The organism is Halomonas sp. ATBC28, assembly GCF_005937175.1.
GTDB lineage: Bacteria > Pseudomonadota > Gammaproteobacteria > Pseudomonadales > Halomonadaceae > Vreelandella > Vreelandella titanicae.
The window spans coordinates 1-16,255 of sequence record NZ_VCQL01000019.1 but is presented as its reverse complement, the minus strand read 5'-3'; the positions used below and the strand labels follow the sequence as shown (position 1 = coordinate 16,255).

11 protein-coding genes are annotated in these 16,255 nt (G+C 54.0%); 5 read left to right on the top strand and 6 right to left on the bottom strand.

From position 1 onward, the window contains the following. Positions 1 to 17: 17 nt before the first annotated feature. The gene (locus E0L35_RS19570) at positions 18 to 5,954 is read right to left on the bottom strand and encodes a DUF4347 domain-containing protein (RefSeq protein WP_138801220.1); all 5,937 of its coding nucleotides are present in this window, start codon (positions 5,952 to 5,954) and stop codon (positions 18 to 20) included. 96 nt (positions 5,955 to 6,050) lie between these two features. After that, on the bottom strand, positions 6,051 to 6,386 hold the full coding sequence (locus tag E0L35_RS19565; RefSeq protein WP_138801219.1) for a hypothetical protein: 336 nt from the start codon (positions 6,384 to 6,386) through the stop codon (positions 6,051 to 6,053). 485 nt (positions 6,387 to 6,871) lie between these two features. On the opposite strand from E0L35_RS19565, the gene E0L35_RS19560 reads away from it, so the two are divergent. Both E0L35_RS19560 and E0L35_RS19555 read left to right on the top strand, forming a co-directional pair. Next, positions 6,872 to 7,417 carry a tail fiber protein gene (locus E0L35_RS19560; RefSeq protein ID WP_138801218.1) on the top strand — a complete coding sequence of 182 codons (546 nt, stop codon included), beginning with the start codon at positions 6,872 to 6,874 and terminating at the stop codon, positions 7,415 to 7,417. Positions 7,418 to 7,483: 66 nt separating this feature from the next. Continuing rightward, the gene (locus E0L35_RS19555) at positions 7,484 to 7,804 is read left to right on the top strand and encodes a hypothetical protein (protein ID WP_027959606.1); all 321 of its coding nucleotides are present in this window, start codon (positions 7,484 to 7,486) and stop codon (positions 7,802 to 7,804) included. Positions 7,805 to 7,824: 20 nt separating this feature from the next. On the opposite strand, the gene E0L35_RS19550 is transcribed toward E0L35_RS19555, so the two are convergent. The 3 genes from E0L35_RS19550 to E0L35_RS19540 all read right to left on the bottom strand — a co-directional run bounded on the left by E0L35_RS19550 (position 7,825) and on the right by E0L35_RS19540 (position 9,743). Next, on the bottom strand, positions 7,825 to 8,325 hold the full coding sequence (locus tag E0L35_RS19550; RefSeq protein WP_249362163.1) for a GNAT family N-acetyltransferase: 501 nt from the start codon (positions 8,323 to 8,325) through the stop codon (positions 7,825 to 7,827). 85 nt (positions 8,326 to 8,410) lie between these two features. Next, entirely contained in the window at positions 8,411 to 9,001 is a 591-nt protein-coding gene (locus E0L35_RS19545; RefSeq protein WP_249362162.1) for a FlgO family outer membrane protein, read from the bottom strand. 4 nt (positions 9,002 to 9,005) lie between these two features. Next, the gene (locus E0L35_RS19540; RefSeq protein WP_022519976.1) at positions 9,006 to 9,743 is read right to left on the bottom strand and encodes a hypothetical protein; all 738 of its coding nucleotides are present in this window, start codon (positions 9,741 to 9,743) and stop codon (positions 9,006 to 9,008) included. Between the two features lie 138 nt (positions 9,744 to 9,881). On the opposite strand from E0L35_RS19540, the gene E0L35_RS19535 reads away from it, so the two are divergent. From E0L35_RS19535 to E0L35_RS19525, 3 genes are all read left to right on the top strand, one after another. Then, a complete protein-coding gene (locus E0L35_RS19535) occupies positions 9,882 to 10,892 on the top strand; it encodes an OmpA family protein (RefSeq protein ID WP_349304649.1) in 1,011 nt (336 codons plus the stop codon). A 651-nt stretch (positions 10,893 to 11,543) separates the two neighbouring features. Continuing rightward, positions 11,544 to 12,461 (top strand): HAD-IIB family hydrolase, encoded by a 918-nt coding sequence (locus E0L35_RS19530; RefSeq protein ID WP_041157905.1) that lies wholly within the window; start codon positions 11,544 to 11,546, stop codon positions 12,459 to 12,461. 60 nt (positions 12,462 to 12,521) lie between these two features. Further along, entirely contained in the window at positions 12,522 to 13,742 is a 1,221-nt protein-coding gene (locus tag E0L35_RS19525; protein ID WP_009288458.1) for a hypothetical protein, read from the top strand. 585 nt (positions 13,743 to 14,327) lie between these two features. Here the strand turns inward: E0L35_RS19525 and E0L35_RS19520 are convergent. Further along, a complete protein-coding gene (locus E0L35_RS19520; RefSeq protein ID WP_009288459.1) occupies positions 14,328 to 15,944 on the bottom strand; it encodes a methyl-accepting chemotaxis protein in 1,617 nt (538 codons plus the stop codon). Positions 15,945 to 16,255 lie beyond the last annotated feature (311 nt).

Genomic DNA, 16,255 nt, shown 5'->3' with positions numbered 1-16,255 from the left:
GAGGTTTCCTTAGCATGTTAGCCCAGCTCGTTCCAGATCCAAGAAAAATCTTCTAGGCCAGGGGTTTGCGGGTTGAAAGGCGCTGCTGGTTCGGGTGGGGCTGGTTCAGGTTCAGTTGGCGGCTCCGGTGGAGGCGTTGCCGTTTGGCGAAACCCCAGGGCGCCTGGATCAACGATCACACCATCGGCGATGCCGTCACTATCAAATTCGCCGCCATCTTGCAGTATAAAGTCGAGCCGCAGTTTGCCATCTAGCTGCTCTAGGCCGCCCCCGAAGGCTTCACTGGCGAGGTTGACCCATTCTCCGGCAGCATTTTGTTTCCAGTAGCCATTGATTTCCAGGTCGCCATCTACGAATAGGCTAAACTCACTGATGCCGCCGATAGTGTCAGTTTCAGCCTCGAACGAGAGTAGCCCCAACGGCATATCAAGGTCGTCTGGCCTATCTTCCGGCGCATCCAACTGGCGAATATTGCGTAACACCAGCTCACTAGTGCTATCAATCGTATTATTGGCGGCCAGTGTGATAAATATTTCAGGGGCTCCGGCCGGATTCGTGATCGCGGTCGGTGAATTTAAAAACGGTAGCGAGGAAACGTTATCCTGCTCAACATCAGCGATGCTATCGCCATTGCCGTCGCCAGTTCCTTCGCCTAAAGAAGGTACGCGAGCTTCGTCATTGTCGGACACGCCGTCATTATCGCTATCTGGCTCAGGTTCAGGCTCAGGTTCTGGCTCGGGCTCAGGCTCAGGTTCAGGCTCAGGTTCTGGCTCGGGTTCTGGCTCAGGTTCTGGCTCAGGTTCGGGCTCAGGTTCTGGCTCAGGTTCGGGCTCAGGTTCGGGCTCAGGCTCGGGTTCCGGCACCGGTGCTGCTTCCACTGTAAGGGTCAAAGTGCCGGAGACACTTTCCACACCATCCTCGTCGCCATCAGCCAGGGTAAAGTCAAAGCTGGCATTGCCCGCACTGCTGCCCGCGGTAAATGTCACCAAGCCATTGTCGATGTCTTGTTGGGTAAACGTCTCGTTCGCGGCTAAGGCGGTACCATCGAGCAATAACGTACCGGACGTTGGCAGGGTGTTCAGTGTATAAGTGAGCTCATCGCCAGCATCATCCGGATCGCCTTCATTCAGGTTGGCCGTCGTTAATGTGACGCTACGGCCGGCTTTTACGCTGGGGCCTGCGTTGGTGGCGATGGTAGGTGCATTATTGACGCCTTCCACTGTCACGCTAAGGGTGGACGTGCTGGTATTGCCTGCGGTGTCTTGAATGTCGACGGTGACATCGGTGGTCAGCGTGTCACCGTGGGCAAGGGCTTCAAACTCGCCATTGGGGTCGAAGCTAGCCGTGCCATCGGCTTCGATAATAAAGCGCCCGCCGTTGCTGCCCGTCACCGCGCTGCCCAGGGCATCGGCACGGTCATTCACAGCGGTGATAGGGGCCGTGTCGTCTGCGCCTGTGTCGTTATCGATGAGCTTGTCGCCGGCTCCGTTAACGTTGGTTAGCAGGGTCTCCCCCGCGTCTTCACGTACCGTGGCTGTTGTATCGTCATTGGCGGTGGGCGCGGTGTTATCCAGGGTTAGCGCAAGATCCGCCGATGCGCTGCTGGTATTACCTGCACTATCGCCAACCAGCGTATCAATCGTGTTGAGGCCTTCGCTCAGATCGCCTTCGGCCAAGGTGAAGGCCCAGTCACCGCTGCCATTGGCGGTGACGCTACCCACGCTGATGCCGTCGACACGTACCGTCACGGTAGCGCCTGCCTCGGCCCCGGTGCCGATGAGGGTGGGTGTATTGTTATTGGTGATATTGTCGTTATCGCTCACACCGCTATCGGAATCAGCCGCTAATGTGGGTGCTGGGGTAGCCGCGGGCGAGTTGGCATCAACTGCCAACTCAGCGCTGTCGGCAAGGTTTTGACCGTTGGGCAGCGTAGCAAGGTTCGCCGCTATGCCGTTATCGTGGGCGACCAGCGTGGCACCGCCGGTCAGGGTTAGCGAGGCGACGTTAAGCCCATCGGTGTCCGTCTCACCCTCTTGCACCGTATAACGGCCACTAAACTGCGTTTGGTTAGCGGCGTCGCTATTGGTGAGAAGGATCGTTGCGCCGGTGTTGAGTGTAGCCGTTAGCGCGCCGCCGTTGGCAGTAAAGTCGACCGCTTTATCGAACGTCACGGTGATATCAATGCTGCTGCCCACCGCAAAGGTGCCATCGGCGGTGGGCGAGGTAATCGCCTGAATCGCCGGGCTGGTGGCGGTCACCACGCTGAAGAGGTCGTTTTGCGTTACGGCGGCAAGCGTATTGCCCGCCGCATCCTGAGCATCGCTGACTCGCACATCCACGTTATTGATCACTTCATTGGCATCGGCAGTGTCAAAGGTGGCGATATAGGTCTTGGCATCCGTCCAACTGCCGGCGTTAAAGGTAAGCGTGTTTGTGGGATCTTCCGTTGGGAAAGTGATCGTGGGTGCGACGCCAGTATTCATCGCTTCGTTGAAGTTCAGCGTCAGGGTAAAGCCTCCACTGCCGATCTGGTCGTCAGTAATGGTGGCGAGCGACGGTACAATAGCGCCATCCAGGGTGGGGCGAGCCGCGTCGATGACATCAGCACTCTGGCTGATAGCAGTAGTGTAAGTACTAGAGCTATTGCCTGCCGCATCGGACAGCACAAAGTTAACGGGAATATCGTCGCCTGGGGCGCGGGAGGTATCCCCCTCCTGTACCGTGTAAGTGGCGGTATAGCTGCCGCCGCCCTGATCGGTAAAATCGCTGACCGCTACCCCGTTCACCGTACCGGCGTCCAGCGACAAGCCTTGCTCTCCCGCGGTAATAGCGACGGTCACGGTATCGCCGATTTTATGACTGCTATCCGGAATAGAAACGCTGGTGATGACGGGGGCGACGGCATCAATGACGATGTCTTTGTTGGCGCTCAGCGAGTTGGCAGTACCCGGTGTGGGCAGGGTGAGTTCGCTGTCGTTGCCTGCTGCATCGCGAATTGAGCCGCCATTGAGGATGATTCCAGCGTTGGTCAGCGCCAGATCACTGGACTCATCCCCCGCCTGGACGGTATACGCAAACGTCAGCTCGTCGGTACCTGAGCCAGCCACATAATCGATGGTGCGATCCGTTGCCCCGGTTTCCAGCGTCAACTGCGGTGTACCGTTGACCGTCACGGCTTCGCTGAACGCTAGGGTGATGTTAACGGTGTCGCCCGCTTTATAAGTACCGTTGGCATTCGTCGAGGTGACATTGGTTACACTCGGGTTCACCACGTCAACGGTATGTGCAGTGCCGCTGGAGAAGCCCTCCGAGGCATTGCCTGCACCATCATTGATGTCGGTGCCGTCATTCAGGTCAAGGCGCAAGTCGCCTTCGCCAGTAATGGTATCCACAGTGACGGTGTAGCTACTGCCGGAGCCTGAAATGGAGGCGATATTACCCGAAGCGCTGCCGGTGGTGTTGAGTAGGAAGTCATCGATAGAAACATCGTCGACGTCTTCGCTAAAGGTAACGGTGTAATCCACTGAGGAAGCATTGGCTGCAGGTGAACCACTGGGCGCAATACTCGTAATGCTAGGGGCGATGGCATCGATCACAATATCTTTATTGCTACTCAAAGAGTTAGCATCGCCTGAGGCGGGCAGGGCCAACACCGTGTCGTTACCTGCCGAGTCCTTTATAGAGCCGCCATTGAGCAGGATCTCGCTGCCCGCCAGCGCCAGATCGCTGGTTTCATCGCCTGCTTGAACGGTATACGCAAACGTCAGCGTGTTTGTACCGGAGCCCGCCGTGTAATCAATGACTCGGTCAGTTGCCCCGGTTTCCAGCGTTAGCTGCGGCGTCCCGGTTACGGTCACAACTTCACTAAAGGTCAGCGTAATATCAACGGTGTCACCCGCGTTATAAGTCCCGTCGGCCGTCGGCGAAGTGACGTTGGTGACGCTCGGCTTGACCAGATCAACGCTGTGAGCCGTACCGCTGGTGTAGCCTGCCGGGGCATTGGTCGCCCCATCGTCGATATCGGTGCCACTGTTAAGATCCAGGCGCAGGTCGCCTTCACCGCTAATACCGGTAACGCTGACCGTATAGCTGTCACCGCTGCCAGCAACCGCACTAATAGTGCCAGAGGCGGTACCGGTAGAGGTGAGGGTAAAATCGCCGGCGTCAACATTGTTGACGCTTTCGCTAAAGGTAACGGTGAAATCCATTGAGGTCGCGTTGGCACCGGGCGAGCCGCTGGGGGCAATACTGGTAACGCTAGGGGCCACGTCATCGACCACATTAATAGTAATATTTTCCGTCGAGGGGGTCGTACCATCGGTGGCTTGTACGCTGAGCGTATAGCTACCGGTCACACTGGCGTCGAGCTGGCTGGTATCGCTCAGGGTGATCTCGCCCGTGGTGCCATCGATAGTGAAGGCGTTGCCAGTGTTGCCGGACTTGATGGAGTAGTTCACTGGATCGTCGCCCGTGGTAGCGACAGTGCCCAGTACCGTGCTGTTATCATCGCTCTCTTTAACGCTAAAGACTTGGCCGGTGGTGATGGCCGGGGCGATATCGTTGACGGAAATGGTGATGTCTTGAGTAGCCGTGTTGTTGCTGCTTTCACCGTCATCGGCCTGGATAGTAAGGGTGTAGCTTGCGGTGGCTTCATAGTCGAGTGCGTCAGGATCCGCTAGACGAATCTCGCCGTTATTGCTATCGATCTCAAACGCGCCGTCGACGTTGCCAGCGGTGATCGAGTAGGTGACAGAGTCGGTTCCACTGCTATCGCCATCGTTGGCATTGACATCGTGGATGACGGAGGTGGTATCAGTGGACGTTTCGTCGACGACCAGGCCGCCTGGATCCGTATTTTCAAAAACGGGATTATTATTCGTGACAGCAGGTGACGCGACAAGGTCATCCATTTCGAGCACGGCGACGTCGCTAAATGTAATCCTGACTTCATCAACGTTGTCGTAGCCAGACTGAAAATCTATAGCGCCATAAGCACCACCCGCCGTAATTTCGTTGAAGGTGTAGTAAGCGTCTCCCTGTGTATCGGAGGCTGTAAAGTCAAGTGATTCCGCAGAAGTTACTGCGGCACCGTCACGGAACCCCTGAATCGTTGCCACGGGATTAGTGTCAGTTGTTGTCTCAGATATGCCAATGGCAACGGAGCCGAGATCGAATTCAGACCCATCGGTCGAAGAAAAGGTGAATTGACGAATATTTGGATTCTCAAAGTTCATCCAAATTACTCGGTCATTAGGATCCCCTGAATTATTCAAGTTGAGCGTAAAGTCTGAAGAGTTTGGGGTAGCTATCCTATCAGCACCATCCATTGCAAACGTCCAATCTCCAATGTTTATTGATGTAACAGGACTATCATTGATAAGGCCTACATCATCAAAATTCTCATTGGATATTGCCAAGGTCGACTGAAATAGCCCCGGTGCGGGTGTAAAAACGGCTGTTTCTATCAGGCCTGTTTGGTGTTCCAGATCCCAATCCCCGCCAAGGTTGCTGGCCCCGGTTAGATCATCGGAAGCTGCTACGTCCGCCCCGGTTACCCGTGCTAGCGCCTCTACAAACCGCTGCCCTTGCTCGCCTCCGCCAACATCACAGCCATAAATAAGGATGTCTCCGCCTGGCTCTAATGCATCGCCCCATTGTTCCAGGAAGCTGGCATAACTCGGCAGCGTCTCGCTATCCAGTGTGCTATTGCCCAACGCTAGGCGCCCTTCGTTGCCGTGGGAAACGAGGTGAATCGCATCAACCCCGCTGCGTTGTGCCAACGCTTGGGCGATTTGTTCAACGCCGTTAGCGCTGGGGTCTAACAGTATGACCTCGGTATCGTCAGTCACGCCGTTAAGCAGTGTTTGATAATCGTCAACTCGGGGGTCGACGAAGATAACTTCGTTACGACCAGTCGATTGGCTTGGGTGCGTTTGGTGAGTGGGAGTATTCATAAAGAGTACACTCTTTAAGTTGTGTAGAGATTTGGTTATATGGTTGTCTAGGTTTTTTCTACGTCTTTTTTATATCGCTTTTCTAGACGGCTTTTCTTATACGGCGTCGACCCGGTAGTAGGCGGGTGGCAGGCCAGAGACGCCGCCGCCAATGATAGCGACCCGAAGCGCTGTAATACTTATCTTAACGCTCCTTGTGCAGTTCTTTACTCTAGGATCTTTCGAGAGCACGTCGCTGACAAGGGGTTGCGAGAAGTTGATACTGAAGTGATCCGTTGTGCTATGTGTGACCGTTCTAGTGATTTCGGTGATACCCAACTGATACTGTGATTCTGCGGCATCTAAGCTGAAATGCTGAGTATGACAGCCGTCACTGAGTAAGCGACACTGCCTGCGATTGATGTAAAGACGCTCACAGGGTGAAAGATGCATACATTGGATTTCCCTATTTCAACATTGCTGGATGATCTGGTCGCTCGATTAGGCCCATCTTCCCAGGTTCAGGAACACGTGATCGCGCTCTTCGCTACACCAAAAGGGCCCCGCTGCTTTGTGAAGTGTCCTAAATTTTTATTTAATTTTTTTTGTTTAGCTTATGCTTATTTAGATTTTCTCACTACTCACTACTTATACAGTTTTTAGGTTTCTTACTACGGAAAAACAGTTTAAGCAGTAAATTGAAGTTTATTGAGGAAATTACCAAATAAGTACTAAGATTATGGTCGCTGGCCTAAGTGTATGCAAGATTTACTGCTAGGTTCAATGAGGCTATGTTACTAGAGCGTGCAGCAGGGTTGCCCACTACTAACGCGCAGCGGTTAGTGGCCTAGTAGCGAGTGGACAATGTTAGCCAGCGTAGGCATTAAGTGATGCCTTATTAAAGGCATTTTTATTACAACAGTAACAAGGAGTGCTTTATGGATCCATTTGTTGGGGAAATCAAAATGCTAGGCTTTGCATGGGCACCGGTGGACTGGGCTCTGTGCAATGGTACCCAGCTATCTATTGCACAGTATCAGGCTCTCTACTCTTTGCTCGGCACTGTTTACGGTGGCAACGGCCAAACCACCTTTAACCTGCCAGATCTGAGAGGGCGAATGCCCAGAGGGCAAGGTCAGGGAGCGGGCATGGCAAATGTCGATATCGGGGAACTGGCTGGAGCGGAAAACCGCACACTGACTATCAATCAAATGCCTCAACATACCCATGCCGCAGGGGCAATGACTACGCCGGATGACGCCAATGAAGACACGCCTGCCACAGGAGATTATTTAGCCAGCGGAAAAACGGGCCTTAGTGGCTCTGTGAACAATTACTTCCGTGGCACCCCCTCTGGCACGGTTGAGTTAGGCAATGGCCAAACGGGCATTACCGGAGGGAGCCAACCGTTTAACGTTATGAACCCTTATCTCGCCCTGAACTTCAGTATTGCATTGCAGGGTATCTATCCATCCCGCCAATAATAGGTAGGGCAACAAGTGATGGTGGCCGAACGTTTGGAGGTTCGGCCTCTTATCGTAGGAGTCACGATGTTAGGCACCATTACGGCGGCGGACTTTCAGCCGCTACAGGGAAAAGAGTGTACCTTTGAGGCGACCTCTGCGCTTTCGGTGAAGTTAACGGTCGAGCAAATAACAAGCCGCCCCGACTGCCAAGTGCCTGGGGCAGACGAAGCGCGAGAGCCTTTCGGTGTTCTTCTGTCTGGGCAGCAAGACGAGGTTGATTTTACCAGCGCCACCGGGGTCTTGCGCTTAGGCGACGGGGCAACGCTGGAAGGCGTCTACATTAACCGTGTGTTACCCCCAATGGGGGGCGACCCACGGCCCTGGTATCAACTGGTTTTTAACTAATAGTTTTAACTAATAGTTGACTAGGGCGTTTGCGGATACCAGACCCAGCGCTCTACTGCCCCCATTAATCCTTCAAAACGGAACCCTAGCTGCTGGTAAAGCTGTTTGGCATAAACATTAAATGGATCGACGGAGAGGGAAACGGGGCTCATCACTTGAGCCCCTGCTGACTGGACTGCCTTAAGAACAACAGCCCCGTAGCCCTTGTTACGTGCCCCCTTGATCAGCGCGAGGTCGAGAATATGCACTTCATTAGCACCGAAATCCACCGTCACACGGCCGATCCGCTCACCCTGTTTCTCGATGATATAATACAAGGCATTGGGGTAGGCGGTTCCATAACCGATTGCTTGGGCCTTAACCTGCATCTCAAGCAGCGCCTCAATCATATCTTGATCAGCCAGCGCTAGTTGCAGGTCTTGCCGGATATCTCGATAAAGCGCTTCAAGAAAAAGATGATCTGAATCTCTAGAGGGTCGAAGTTGCAACCCATCGTTTAAGTGCCCGCCAATACCTGCCATTCGTTTGCCATTGCCCAAGGATATAAGTTGATTGAATCGCCCACCACTACAAGATAAACGTGAGCTTGCCAAAAATCGTGAGTGCTCACCAACCCCCTTGACCCTCTAACAAGCTTCGGGTGTTGTTATTGAGCGGTAAGCGGAAATCGGCGCTGCCGAGTACCATGGCATCACCTGCTCGCACGACCCGAGCACTTACATAGACGTAGTCCTGGCCCTGTGCATAGGTGCCCATTAAAATTGAACGGGCGTTGTGCTGAGCGGTTAGGCGCTGAACTTGCCGTGATAGAATCAATTCCCCCACGCTCTCTTCGATAAACATGCTGTCGCGCATTTTGACTTCGCGTACCTGCATACCCTGGCGGGCCAGTGCGGAGGCCATAATTTCAGAGCTAATACGCCCAAGCGTAGACGACTGGCTTAGATTGTCGATGCTCACAAAAGTGGCGGCAATCATGGGGCTATAGCGCGTGAGTTCTGGATTGCTGGCAACCATCTGCTCGGCAGCGGCATGAACCAATTCAGAGAGATCGGGTTCCGGTTCAGCGGGCGTGTTGTTAGCATTGCCCAGCGCGCTGCAACCAGCCAGTAACAGTAGCGTTATGCCCATGGTCATCCCACGGGTAGCATGGCTGATAGAGCGAGTACGCCAAGTAGTTAAAAGTGTCATCAGCATGAAATTACCACGTATCAGTAAGGGGAACGGAGGGAGTGGTAGGTGCCTGAGGCACGCGATGAGGGGCATATTGACGACGGTCACCGGCATTGATGTAGTAAATGTTGGACGAAGAGTAGAGAATTCGTTCGCCGTCGATAATTTGCGTGGTCACGATGATCTCTTCGTCACCGGTGTATGTCCAACTACCGCTGGTGGTATCGGCAAGCATGCCGGCGGGGATTAATCCCAGCGCAGGTTCGCTCCACTGATTAAACGGAATCGTGGCTACCGCAATGCCCGCGGTGAGTGCGGTAAAAGCGCCAACCGGTGGGCGGATAAAGCCGCGGTCACGGTGCTCGACAACTTCGACGTCGATAGTGATATTGGCGCTGTTTGCAGTGGGGACGGTGGTAAGGTTAGCGCCCCGTGACACCAGTTCGCTGGTCAGCAGTGCGCGAAAGCCACGCCCAAATTCACCGCCACTGTAGGCGTGCAGTGCTTCACTGTCTGACTCGCTGATGTGTAAATCGCGATTGCGAACGCGCTCGCGTTGTAAAATGCTGGTAGCTTCATGGCGGGCCAGCACATCCCAGTGGTGAGCTGCCTGCATACGTTGCTGTTCGGTATAGGGGTAGGTAGTGGCGATCGGCGCTTGAGATGTGTTGGCATAAAAGCAGCCGCTAAGCATTAAGCTTGCCAGCCCCAAACTAACAGGACGTATGAAATAGGGTAATGGAAATAATCGGGGACGGGTGCGCACCTGCTGGTTCCTTTTTCGCTACAAAACGGCTTTTGATAGACTATGTGCTTTGCTTAGTTTGCCATGCCTAATTCGACGTATCTAATTCATCATACCTAGCAAGATCGGCCACGAGGTTAAAAACTTGAATGAGCGATAATGCCAATGCTTGAAGATCACCGCGGCGGTCCGCGCCATGATTCGCTGATGTCGGCCTATCATGAAAGTGATAGCGGTAGCGGTTGGATGATCAGTTATCTCGATATCATGACCTTGTTGGTGGCTCTGTTCGTGGTCATTATCGCCGCTGCAGGGCCGGTTATTCCTCAATTGAACCAGAAGGATAATGTGAGCGAGGACGCGGGCACATCCTCGCCTACTTTGGGAGTCCCCCTGCCTGATGCATTGGCCCAGGTAAGCCATGAGCGTGAGAGTGTCGCCCGGTGGAGCAGTGCTGGATTGAACCCCATGGCGATTAGTGCGGCACTTGGCGTGGCAGGGCTGCCCAAGCTGGCCGATCTTCCTCGACGAGTCAGCTTCGGTGTTCCACCGCTTTTGGCAGCACCATTGCCGCCTGCTGAGCCGGTTATTTCTTTACCAAAACTACTGATGCCCGCGGGCAGCGATGATTTTACATCGCCCTTAGCTGACTACATGGTGGTGTTAACCGACCACCCCCCGGCAAATGTACAAGCGGTGAGCGATGAGTCAGTAGCGGGGGCGACTGCGCTAAATCAGGCGCTTTCGGAACGCGTTGAAGAGTCTACCTATTTGCCCGACCTGGAGGGTGTTGAAGTATCGCGGGTGGCTGAGGGGATTAGCCTGCGTGTACAGGATCAACTGCTGTTTCCCTCTGCCACGGCTGAGCTAACCAACGATGGGTCGTCACTAGTGAGCAGTTTGCTCGAGACTATTCAGCGCTACGATGGCGAAGTGTGGGTGGAGGGCCATTCGGACAGCCAGACCATTAGCACCGAGGAGTTCTCATCTAACTGGGCGCTGTCGAGTGCTCGTGCCATTGCCATTGTGGAAGCGCTGGAAGCGGCGGGCGTGGATGCTGAACGCCTTCGCGCAGTCGGCTTGGCAGCAACAAAACCGCTAGAGAGCAACGCCACCGCGGAAGGGCGTGCACGTAATCGGCGGGTTGAGGTGGTGATTCATGTGGAGTAAGGGGCAGTTAATAGAGGAGTAAATAGCTGCTCAGCTATAAGGAAAATGTCATTGCGAGAAGCGCAGCGACGCGGCAATCTGATTTGTCAGTGATAGCTAACCCCGAGATTGCTTCTCTATGTTTGCAATGACGGCAACATGATCGCCACGCTTCGCTCGCGATGACATAAGAGGGGCAATGACATAGAAAAAAGCCCGCCGGGGGAGGCGGGCATTAAAGGGCTTGGCTCACTGCAGTCCACTGGCATCAGGTGAGGGGGTGTACAGGATTGCCAGTGGGTACAATATCAGTATAGCTATTTATTAAGCGTTGCCAAGTGCGGTAAAGCTTTTTTTACTTTTTATCATCTTAGTTATCGCTAATGCTTATTCTGAAAGGGGCTGTACAAAGCGCACCGATCTGCTTCATGCACTTTTGTGGTGCGTTTTAACTGCCTCTTTTTGGTGCTTGCAAGTACTCTGATTTATTTATCCCGTCAAATGCCACGTAACCCTCTGTTGAATAGACACTTCTCTGTTTTGGCTTATTAATTGCTATGCTTTACGTAGCAATTAATAGCTGGTCATAGTAGTTAATAGCTGGCCATAGCTATTTAGGCGTTCTAGACATGACGTCTTAACGAAGCGTTAAGGCCGAAGAGAGGTAGTGCTATGCCTGAACCCGCTCGTCTTTCAGCGTCAACCCCTTCGGTTGATCCGGCTCTGCAGCCGCGGCTTGTCTTGACCGATTTAGATGGCTCACTGCTCGACCATCACAGTTATGACTTCAGCCCTGCTGCTCCCTGGCTTGCCCGCTTAAAGCAAATGGGGGTGCCGGTGGTTCCGGTGACCAGTAAAACCCGTGCCGAACTGATACCGCTGCGCGAAGCGCTGGGCCTCACGGCAACCCCATTTATTGCTGAAAATGGTGCGGTTATTGGTCTCCCCCCTGGCTGGTGTCATGCACGCTTAGACCGTCCAGGCAGTGGCCGTGATGGTGTCGTTATCAAACATCCTGGTGTGGATATTGGCTTTATACGTGCCCGATTAAAGGTGTGGCGTGAACGCTTGGATATTCGCTTTACCCGCATGGGAGAGATGAGCGTAGCTGAGGTGATGGAGCTTACCGGGCTCGACGCAGTTCGCGCCCGGGATGCTCGGCAGCGGGAAGGTAGCGAACCGTTGTTGTGGGAAGACTCGGCCGTGGCCCTTGAGACGTTTCGCGCCGCTTTAGAGGGGGATGGCTTACAGCTTACTCAAGGTGGGCGCTTTTGGCATGTAATGGGGCGCTCCGCCGATAAGGGCAATGCCGTCGAGTGGCTGGTTAAACGCTTCACGGCATTAAGAGGGCGAATGCCTCTTTCATTGGGTTTGGGAGATGGGCCAAACGATATCACTATGCTCGAAGCAGTGGATCAAGCGGTCGTGATACGAGGTTGTCACGACTTAGCCGTAGAACCCCGCAACGCTTCGCTCTATCGCACGGATGCCACAGGGCCAACCGGCTGGTCTGAGGGAGTGGCCTACTGGTGGGGGCGAGATGACCGCCGTTTAGCGACGGCGGAAAAGGGCGATGCCGCTGTCCTTTGAGTACAGTTATTTGAGTCCAGTTATTTGAGTCCAGTTCTATGAATCCAGGGAGGTAAGTGAATGAGTGACTTTCATCAAAACGGAATTATTACCGACTTTCACAACCTTACCCGGCGCTCGGTGGAGGCGCTTGAACAAGAGCTGTGCCAGTTTGCTCGACGACGTCCAATGGGGCTGATTCTACCGTCGCTGTTTTCGGAGCTGGAAGGGCCAGCGCTGTCGGCGATCGTCGATGAGCTGGTTAAAGTCCCTTATCTCAACGAGATTGTCATTGGCCTGGATAGAGCCGATCGCGAGCAATTTTTATATGCTCGGGAGTTTTTCTCACGCCTGCCGCAACACACGCGCATCTTATGGAACGATGGCCCACGGCTGCGCGCCCTGGATGCGGAGCTGGAAGAGCACGGTTTAGGCGCTTTAGAGCCTGGGAAAGGGCGCAATGTATGGTATTGCGCAGGCTATATGCTGTCGTCAGGGCGCTCGACGGTGGTAGGGCTTCACGACTGCGATATTTTGACCTATGAGCGTGGGCTGCTTGCGCGCTTGATGTATCCGGTGGCGCACCCCAATTTCAATTACAGCTTCTGCAAAGGTTATTACCCCCGTATTGCCGAGGGCAAACTGAATGGGCGCGTCTCACGGCTGTTAGTCACACCGCTGCTGCGGGCGCTTAAAACTGTCTGTGGGCCGATGCCCTACCTTGATTACCTGGATAGCTTTCGCTACCCACTGTCAGGTGAGTTTGCGATGCGCAGCGAAGTGCTTGAGGGGATTCGTATGCCTGCAGACTGGGGCCTGGAGATTGGCGTTTTGTCGGAGTTACAGCGCAACTACTCCTTGCGCCAGCTCTGCCAGGTAGATATTGCCGATGCCTATGACCACAAGCATCAGCCGGTTAGCGAAGATGATCCTGATAGCGGCTTAAATCGCATGAGTCTTGATATTTCAAAAGCGCTCTATCGCAAACTAGCCACCCAGGGGGTTACCTTTAGCAGCGAAGACTTCCGCACGCTTAAAGCCACCTACTACCGCTTTGCGCTGGATTTAATCGAAGCCTATGACCACGATGCGACGATGAACGGCCTAAGCCTTGATCGCCACAGCGAAGAGCAGGCCGTGGAGCTGTTTGCCAGTAACCTGCTCGAAGCGGGCAATCTTTTTATGGATAACCCACGTGAGCGACCCTTTATCCCCAGCTGGAACCGTGTTCAGGCCGCGGTGCCAGATCTGCTCACGCGTATGCACGAAGCGGTAGAGCTGGATAACCAAGGTAAGGTTTAGCGCCTATTCATATGTCATTGCAAGGAGCCTACTCATATGTCATTGCGAGGAGCGCAGCGACGCGGCAATCTCGATCTGCGATGGCAGGTAACCTCGAGATTGCTTCACTGCGTTCCCAATGACAACACCGCGATCGCCACGCTTCGCTCGCGATGACACCCATTTGTCATTGCAAGGAGCCTACTCATATGTCATTGCGAGGAGCGCAGCGATGCGGCAATCTCGATCTGCGATGGCAGGTAACCCCGAGATTGCTTCACTGCGTTCCCAATGACAACACCGAGATCGCCACGCTTCGCTCGCGATGACACCCATTTGTCATTGCAAGGAGCCTACTCATATGTCATTGCGAGGAGCGCAGCGACGCGGCAATCTCGATCTGCGATGGCAGGTAACCTCGAGATTGCTTCACTGCGTTCCCAATGACAACACCGCGATCGCCACGCTTCGCTCGCGATGACACCCATTTGTCATTGCAAGGAGCCTACTCATATGTCATTGCGAGGAGCGCAGCGACGCGGCAATCTCGATCTGCGATGGCAGGTAACCCCGAGATTGCTTCACTGCGCTCGCAATGACAAGACATCAAAAATCGCTGTGCTGGAGGGCTGCACGCGGAGCCGATGACGAGGCGGGTAAATTTGCTTGTGCATGTCCCGTGCTCTGGTTAATGCGGAAGTGGGCAACCAGTTGACGCAGCTGAGCACTGAGCTGTGCGAGCGTTTGGGTGGCGTGGTTACTCTCTTGCACCAGGCCGGCATTTTGCTGGGTCATTTGATCCATCTGCGTTACCGCCTGATTGACCTGCTCAATGCCGCTGCTCTGCTCAATGGTGGCTGCAGAGATTTCCTGAACCAGTGTACTGAGCTGTTTAATGTCATCGACCATGCCATTGATCTCATCGCCGGTGTCATGCACTTGACGGCTGCCTTCCACCACTTTGCTATCCGACGCTTCGATCAGCGTTTTGATCTCTTGGGCGGCAGCAGCCGAACGGCTGGCTAGTTGGCGAACTTCATTGGCGACAACGGCAAAACCGCGCCCCTGCTCGCCGGCTCGGGCGGCTTCCACCGAGGCATTAAGTGCCAAAATGTTGGTTTGGAAGGCGATGCCGTCAATGGTGTTAACGATGCTGCTCATTTGAGTGGCGCTTTCGTTAATCGTCGCCATGGTGGAGATCACCGTGGACATTGAGTCACTGCCGCGTTGAGCGCTGTCAGCGGTGCGCGTGGCAAGTGTTCGTGCGTGATCCGCATGTTCGGCATTTTGTTTAACCGTGGCGGTAAGCTGCTCCATGCTGGAAGCCGTTTCGGCCAACGACGCTGCCTGCTCTTCGGTGCGTGTGGAAAGCTCTTCATTAACACCCACAATCTGCTCTACGCCACTGTTAACCTGGTTTGCGCCGTGGTGAATATCGCCAATGGTATTGGCCAGGGTTTCACGCATCCGGTTGATATCAAATAGTAAGCTCTGCTGATCCTTCGGCGAAAGCTGAGTGGTTTGGGTCAAATCTCCATCAGCAATATGGCGTACTACGCTAGCTGCATAGCGTGGGTCGCCCCCCAGCCTGCGAGCAACATCACGAATGACCCAGCCCATTAGCAGCGTTACAGGAAGGCCTATAATCAGCAGTACCATTACCGAGTAAATTAAACGTGTAATAAAAGCTTCGTTTATATCATCTACATAAACACCCGTGGCCAGCGACCACTGCCATTCGGGAAGATAGGCCACGTAACTGATTTTCGGTACCTGCTCATCACCAGTAATACGACGGGAGTAGTAGTCAACGTGCCCACCGCCAGCTTGAGCTGCTTCTCGAAAAGCAGCGTAAAGATCCATGCCGCTGGCATCCTGGTAAGCGCTCATGTCTTCACCGCGGGGGCGCTTGGGGTGGGAAACGATCTTTAGGTCATCATCGAAGGAGAAGATATATTCTCCACCGCCAAAACTGACGCTAGACATATTGTCGATGGCACGCTGTTGGGCTTCTTCAAGGCTGAGCTCTCCAGCAACTACCCGCTCTTGTAGCGCTTCAATTTGGCTCTGTACGCTTTCCACCACGTATTGAATACTGTCTCGGCGTTCACTCTCAATCGTCTGGCGATTCTCCCAGGCCAACCAGCCTACCAGCAGTAGCATGGCAACCCAGATAATACCCAGCGTTCCCCAGAGTTTTTGCGTCGTCGTTAAGCGTGTCATTTTTTTCCTAGCCGATGTAAGTAAGCAACGTTGTTCCCTATCGGCCTAAGGCACCAATACCTTAGCAAAATTTAAAGTAAATGCTGCCGCGGCAATTTCGCTTGCCGAGGCAGCATATTCTGAGATGTGTTTCACATCGCTCGCAATGACACCCAGTTGATCATTGTGAGGAGCCTACTCATATGTCATTGCGAGGAGCGCAGCGACGAGGCAATCTCGATCTGCGGTGGCAGGTAACCCCGAGATTGCTTCACTACGTTCGCAATGACAGGTGAAGGATTTCAATAATATCACCTACGTCATTGCGAGGA

What these genes read in the sequence shown, in the direction of transcription:
- E0L35_RS19570 (WP_138801220.1), bottom strand. Translation starts at nt 5,954, where the DNA reads ATGAATACTCCCACTCACCAAACGCACCCAAGCCAATCGACTGGTCGT.
- E0L35_RS19565 (WP_138801219.1), bottom strand. Translation starts at nt 6,386, where the DNA reads ATGCATCTTTCACCCTGTGAGCGTCTTTACATCAATCGCAGGCAGTGT.
- E0L35_RS19560 (WP_138801218.1), top strand. Translation starts at nt 6,872, where the DNA reads ATGGATCCATTTGTTGGGGAAATCAAAATGCTAGGCTTTGCATGGGCA.
- E0L35_RS19555 (WP_027959606.1), top strand. Translation starts at nt 7,484, where the DNA reads ATGTTAGGCACCATTACGGCGGCGGACTTTCAGCCGCTACAGGGAAAA.
- E0L35_RS19550 (WP_249362163.1), bottom strand. Translation starts at nt 8,325, where the DNA reads ATGGCAGGTATTGGCGGGCACTTAAACGATGGGTTGCAACTTCGACCC.
- E0L35_RS19545 (WP_249362162.1), bottom strand. Translation starts at nt 9,001, where the DNA reads ATGCTGATGACACTTTTAACTACTTGGCGTACTCGCTCTATCAGCCAT.
- E0L35_RS19535 (WP_349304649.1), top strand. Translation starts at nt 9,882, where the DNA reads ATGCCAATGCTTGAAGATCACCGCGGCGGTCCGCGCCATGATTCGCTG.
- E0L35_RS19530 (WP_041157905.1), top strand. Translation starts at nt 11,544, where the DNA reads ATGCCTGAACCCGCTCGTCTTTCAGCGTCAACCCCTTCGGTTGATCCG.
- E0L35_RS19525 (WP_009288458.1), top strand. Translation starts at nt 12,522, where the DNA reads ATGAGTGACTTTCATCAAAACGGAATTATTACCGACTTTCACAACCTT.
- E0L35_RS19520 (WP_009288459.1), bottom strand. Translation starts at nt 15,944, where the DNA reads ATGACACGCTTAACGACGACGCAAAAACTCTGGGGAACGCTGGGTATT.